This window comes from Microbacterium sp. K35, from assembly GCF_004794375.1.
Lineage (GTDB): Bacteria > Actinomycetota > Actinomycetes > Actinomycetales > Microbacteriaceae > Microbacterium > Microbacterium sufflavum.
On record NZ_SSDM01000180.1, the window covers coordinates 1 to 5580 of the forward strand.

The 5580-nt window shown below is 71.7% G+C and carries 4 protein-coding genes and 1 pseudogene; 1 reads left to right on the forward strand and 4 read right to left on the reverse strand.

The window, feature by feature from the left end; translation table 11 throughout:
• A pseudogene (locus tag DW299_RS06940) lies at window positions 1-844 on the forward strand (hypothetical protein); the annotation flags it as partial.
• A gap of 26 nt (window positions 845-870) precedes the next feature.
• Here the strand turns inward: DW299_RS06940 and poxB are convergent.
• The 4 genes from poxB to DW299_RS06960 form a co-directional block, all read right to left on the reverse strand.
• A complete protein-coding gene (gene poxB / locus DW299_RS06945) occupies window positions 871-2595 on the reverse strand; it encodes a ubiquinone-dependent pyruvate dehydrogenase (protein ID WP_136034414.1) in 1725 nt (574 codons plus the stop codon).
• Window positions 2596-2649: 54 nt separating this feature from the next.
• Entirely contained in the window at window positions 2650-3087 is a 438-nt protein-coding gene (locus tag DW299_RS06950; protein ID WP_136034416.1) for a pyridoxamine 5'-phosphate oxidase family protein, read from the reverse strand.
• 117 nt (window positions 3088-3204) lie between these two features.
• Window positions 3205-4569 (reverse strand): NAD-dependent succinate-semialdehyde dehydrogenase, encoded by a 1365-nt coding sequence (locus tag DW299_RS06955; RefSeq protein WP_136036151.1) that lies wholly within the window; start codon window positions 4567-4569, stop codon window positions 3205-3207.
• A 22-nt stretch (window positions 4570-4591) separates the two neighbouring features.
• On the reverse strand, window positions 4592-5580 hold a 989-nt coding region (locus DW299_RS06960), incomplete at its 5' end, for an aldehyde dehydrogenase family protein (protein ID WP_136036152.1).

Below are 5580 nucleotides of genomic sequence, written 5' to 3' on the forward strand. Positions count from 1 at the left end.
CGCCTCGCGCCTGCGCGCCGAGGCCGGAGGCGACGCGACCGGCGTCGACTTCCGGCTCGCCCGCGCCATGCTGCGCTCCGGCGACGCCCAGGAGGCCGCCGAGCTGTTCGGCGACGTGCTGCAGCGCGAGGAGCAGGCCGACGTGGCCCCCGCCTCCCGCGGCATGACCGCCACCCTGCTCGCGCGCGCTCTGGCCGAGTCGGGCGAGTTCGGACAGGCGGTGGGCGTGCACGGCTACGCCGCCGAACTGTTCGGCGAGGGCGCGGAGCACGCCGACCAGGCGATGGCGATGACCGAGCAGGCGAAGATCCTCGCCCGCTTCGAGGAGCACGACGACGCGATCCGCCTCCTGGAGGGCGCGGCCGAGATCGTCCGGGGCGCGCCGGAAGCGGTCGGCGCCCTCAGCGAGGTGCTCCACAGCCTGGGTCAGGCCTACGGCGGACGCGGCGACGAGCGGGCGTTCGCCCTGTTCGACGAGGTCGCCGCCCTCGCGCAGCAGCACGAGGCCGGGTGGCTGCACGCCGACGTGACGGACTCCCGCGCCCGCGCGCTCGCGCAGCTCGGACGGATCGACGAGGCCGTGGCCGCCGCGCTCACCGCCGCGGACGCGTTCGCGGAGCTGGGCGACCCGGGCTCCGCCGGAGGCTCCGAGCTGTTCGCCGCCCGGGTGCTCGCGGGCAACGAGCGTGCCGCCGACGCGGTCGCGGTCTACCGCAGCGCCCTGGAGCACGCCGAAGGCTTCCCGCCGCTGCGTCAGGTCACCGCGCTCGAGCTCGGCGACGTGCTCGAAGGGCTCGGCCGCCACGGCGAGGCGGCCGAGGTGCGGGCGCTGCTGGAGAGCTGAGCCCGCACCCCGCGCGGCCGGAGGCGTCAGAACAGCTGGCGCCAGTTCGCCCGCGCCAGATCGAGGAGCTCGTCGCCGCGGCCCGACATGACCGTGCGGATCGCGTACAGCGCGAACCCCTTCACCTGCGCCGCCTCGATCGCGGGCGGCATCGAGAGCTCCTGACGCTCGGTGACCACGTCGAGCAGGGCGGGACCGTCGTGCGCCAGCACCTCGCGGACGGCGTCCGGCAGCTCGTCGCTGCGCTCCACCCGGCGGGCGAAGATCCCCATGGCTTCGGCGATGGCGGCGAAGCTCGGGTTGTCCAGTCCGGTGCCGTACGTGACGAACCCGGCGGCCTTCATCTCCAGCTCCACGAAGTTCAGCGAGGAGTTGTTCACCACGATGGTCTTCACGGGCAGACGGTTCTGCGTGAGCGTGAGCAGCTCGCCCAGCATCATCGACAGCCCGCCGTCGCCCGCGAGGGCCACGACCTGGCGCTGCGGGTGGGCGACCTGCGCGCCGATGCCGTGCAGCAGCGCGTTCGCCATCGAGCCGTGCGTGAACGAGCCGATCAGTCGACGGTGCTCGGTCATCGTCAGGTAACGCGCCGCCCACACCGTCGGCGACCCCACGTCGGCCGTGAAGATCGCGTCGTCCGCGGCGTGCTCGTCGAGCAGCCGCGCGAGGTACTGCGGGTGGATCGGGCGGTCGCCCTTCGCCGGGACCGCGAGCTCGTCGAGCTTCTTGCGCGTCTTGCGGTAGTGCGCCGTCGCGTCGTCGAGGTGCGTGCGGTCGTCCTTGCGGGCGAGGCGCGGCAGCAGGGCCTCTGCGGTGGCGCCGACGTCGCCCACGAGTCCGAGGTCGAGCGGGTGGCGCTTGCCGAGCTGCGAGCCGCGGATGTCCACCTGGATCGTGGTCGCGTGGTCGGGGTAGAACTGCTCGTACGGGAAGTCGCTGCCGAGCACGAGCAGCGTGTCGGCGGCCTCCATCGCCCGGTAGCCGGACGCGAACCCGAGCAGACCGGTCATGCCGACGTCGAACGGGTTGTCGTACTCGATGAACTCCTTGCCGCGCAGCGCGTGCACGATCGGCGCGCCCAGACGGTCGGCCAGCGCGATCACCTCGTCGTGCGCGCCCTCGACGCCGGCGCCGGCGAGGATCGTGACGCGCTTCGCGGCGTTCAGCAGCGTGGCCGCCTGCTCCAGCTCCGCCCCGCTCGGTGCCACCACCGGCCGGGCGCGGCGGACCACGACCGCGCGGTCATCCTCGATCTCCGCCAGCGCCACATCGCCAGGGATCACCAGCACCGCGACACCGCGCTGCTCGATCGCCGCCCGCATCGCGATCTCCATCAGCCGCGGCATCTGCTTCGGGTCCGCCACGTACTCGACGTACACGCTGCACTCGCGGAACAGCTCCTGCGGGTGCGTCTCCTGGAAGTAGCCGGTGCCGATCTCGGTCGTCGGGATGTGCGCCGCGATCGCCAGGACGGGCACGCGGGAACGCTGGGCGTCGTACAGCCCGTTGATGAGGTGCAGGTTGCCCGGCCCGCACGAGCCGGCGACGACGGCGAGCTCACCCGTGGTGCCCGCGTCCGCGGCGGCCGCGAACGCCGCGGACTCCTCGTGGCGCACGTGCACCCAGCGGATGCGGCCGTCCTTGCGCAGCGCGTCCGTGAATCCGTTGAGTGAATCCCCGGGGATGCCGTAGACCCGATCGATCCCGTTGGCGTGCAGAGTCTTGACGATGTTCTCAGCGACGTTGGCCATACCCCGACCCTACGCCCGCCCCTCCGCCCTGGTGCCGGGGTTGACGCGGGCCGGTCAGTACTCCTGGGGGCCGTCGCGCTCCGGCTCGGGATCACGATGGAACGCGCGTCCCGACACCGAGGCGGGTGCGATGCGGACGAACACCCGCTTGACGGTCGGGATCCACGGGCGCAGCCCCGCGGCCTCGGCGCGCGCGACATCGGCATCGGTCTCCAGCGCCGCGGCGTGCCCGCGCACGACCACGCTCCACGCGTCGACGTCGGTGTGGTCGTCGACCTCGAACAGCACATCGGCGTTCGCGGTCAGTTCGAACAGCTTGCTCCCCGGAGCGGTGCGGAACACGATGCCATCCCCGTCGACCGCGTAGTTGATCGGGAAGATGTCGATCGTGTCGCCGATGTGGGTCACGAGGCGTCCGAGCTCCTGTCCGCGCAGGCGCTCCCAGCTCTCGGCATCGGTCAGGGTCCGGACGGGGTCGCTGTGCACACTCATGCCGCCATTGTCACCCACGGACCCGCCGGCTGGACAGCACCCGTCCGAACGTCACAGGTCCGGACGCGACAGTGCCCGGGGGCCGATCGACCCCCGGGCACCGTCACCGCGTCGGACTCAGCCGATGCGGATGAGCTTCTTGTTGACGAACTCGTCGGCTGCGAGGTGTCCGAGCTCACGCGCGGTGCCGCTGCGCTTGATGCCACCGAACGGCAGCTCCGGGCTGTCGGCGAGAACCAGGTTGACGTACACCATGCCGGCCTCGATCTTGTCGGCCACCCGCTCCGCCTGGGCCTCATCGGTCGTGAAGACGTACGACCCGAGCCCGAACGTGGTGTCGTTCGCCAGCTGCACCGCGGCGTCCTCGTCGGCCACGCGGTACACGACGGCGGCGGGGCCGAACAGCTCCTCCCGGTACACGTCCATCTCCGGCGTGACGTCGGCGAGCACGGTCGGCGCGAAGAACGCCCCGTCGCGCGTGCCCCCGGTCAGCAGCGTGGCGCCCTGGGCGACCGCGGTGTCGATCTGCTTCTGCAGGTTCTCCGCCGCCGCCTCCGACGACACCGGTCCGAGCACGGTGTCGTCCTGCGTGGGGTCGGTCGCCTCGACGGCCGCCATCGCCGCCGTGAACTTCTCCACGAACGCGTCGTACAGCTCGTCGACGATGATGAAGCGCTTGGCCCCGTTGCACGCCTGACCGTTGTTGTCGAGCCGCGCGTCCACGCCGGCCTGGACCGTCGCGTCGAGGTCGTCGGTCGAGAGCACGAGGAACGGGTCGGAGCCGCCGAGCTCCAGCGCGACCTTCTTGAGGTGCCGTCCGGCGACCTCGGCCACCGCCGCCCCCGCACGCTCCGAGCCGGTGAGCGAGACGCCCTGCACGCGCGGGTCGGCGATCATGTCGGCGATCTGCTCGTTCGTGGCGAGCACGTTCTGGTACGCGCCCTTCGGGAACCCGGCGTCGTGGTAGATCGCCTCGATCGCGCTCGACGACTCCGGGCACTGCGGCGCGGGCTTCAGCAGGATCGTGTTGCCGACGATCAGGTTCGGCGCCGCGAAGCGCACGATCTGGTAGGCCGGGAAGTTCCACGGCATGATGCCCACGAGCGGCCCCAGCGACGACCGGCGGATGATCGCCGAGCCGTCACCGAGGATCGTGATGGGCTGGTCGGCCATGATGTCCTCGGCCTGATCCGCGTAGTACTCGGCGATGTCGGCGGCGAAGTCGACCTCACCGAGCGCGGCCTCGCGCGGCTTGCCCATCTCGCGCACGAACACGTCGGCCAGCTCCTCGCGGCGCTCGCGATGCAGCTCGGCGGCGCGGCGCAGCAGCCGTGCGCGCTCCGCGACCGTGGTCGAGCGCGACCACTCGCGGTGCGCCTCGTCGGCGGCCGCGACCGCCTCTTCGATCTGCGCATCGGTGAACGTGTCGTACGTGGCCAGGGTCTCGCCGGTGGCGGGATTGACGACGGCGTAGTCGGTCATGTCTCCTCCTCTTGCCGTCCGGTCAGGAGACCGGGATCAGCGTGTACTTGGTGGACAGGTACTCGTGGATGCCCTCGAAGCCGCCCTCGCGTCCGACACCGGACTGCTTGACGCCGCCGAACGGAGCCGCCGCGTTGGAGACCACGCCCACGTTGAGTCCCATCATGCCGGTCTCGAGCGCGTCGATCATGCGCTGACCGCGCTGCAGGTTCTCGGTGAACACGTACGACACCAGGCCGTACTCGGTGTCGTTCGCGAGGCGCACGGCCTCGTCCTCGGTCTCGAACGTGGCGATCGCCAGCACCGGGCCGAAGATCTCCTCGCGCAGGATCGCGCTGCCGGCCACGACGTCGGTGAGGACCGTGGGCTCGTAGAACGTGCCGGTGCCCTCGAGCGCCTTGCCGCCCGCGAGCAGGGTCGCGCCGCGCTCCACCGCGTCATCGACGAGCTCGCCCGCCTTGGCCACCGCGTCCTCGTCGATGAGCGGGCCGATCGCCACGCCCTCCTCGGTGCCGCGGCCGATCTTCATCGCGTTCACGCGCTCGGTCACCCGCTTGGCGAACTCGCCGGCCACGTCACGGTGCACGATGAAGCGGTTGGCCGCCGTGCACGCCTGGCCGATGTTGCGGAACTTCGCGGCGAGCGCGCCCTCCACGGCCTTGTCGAGGTCGGCGTCGTCGAACACCACGAACGGCGCGTTGCCGCCGAGCTCCATCGACACGCGCAGCACGCCCTCGGCCGCCTGCGCGATGAGCTTGCGGCCCACCTCGGTCGACCCCGTGAACGACAGCTTGCGCAGCCGGGGGTCCGCGATGATCGGCGCGGACAGGGCGCTGGACTTCGAGGTCTGCACCACGTTGACGACGCCGGCGGGGAGCCCCGCCTCCTCCAGCAGCTTCGTGAAGAAGATGGTCGTGAGCGGCGTGAGTGCCGGCGGCTTGATGACCACCGTGCACCCGGCGGCGAGCGCCGGCGCGATCTTGCGGGGGGCCATCGCGAACGGGAAGTTCC

Coding starts and splice junctions, on each gene's coding strand:
- poxB (WP_136034414.1), bottom strand. CDS start 2,595: ATGGCCAACGTCGCTGAGAACATCGTCAAGACTCTGCACGCCAACGGG.
- DW299_RS06955 (WP_136036151.1), bottom strand. CDS start 4,569: ATGACCGACTACGCCGTCGTCAATCCCGCCACCGGCGAGACCCTGGCC.
- DW299_RS06950 (WP_136034416.1), bottom strand. CDS start 3,087: ATGAGTGTGCACAGCGACCCCGTCCGGACCCTGACCGATGCCGAGAGC.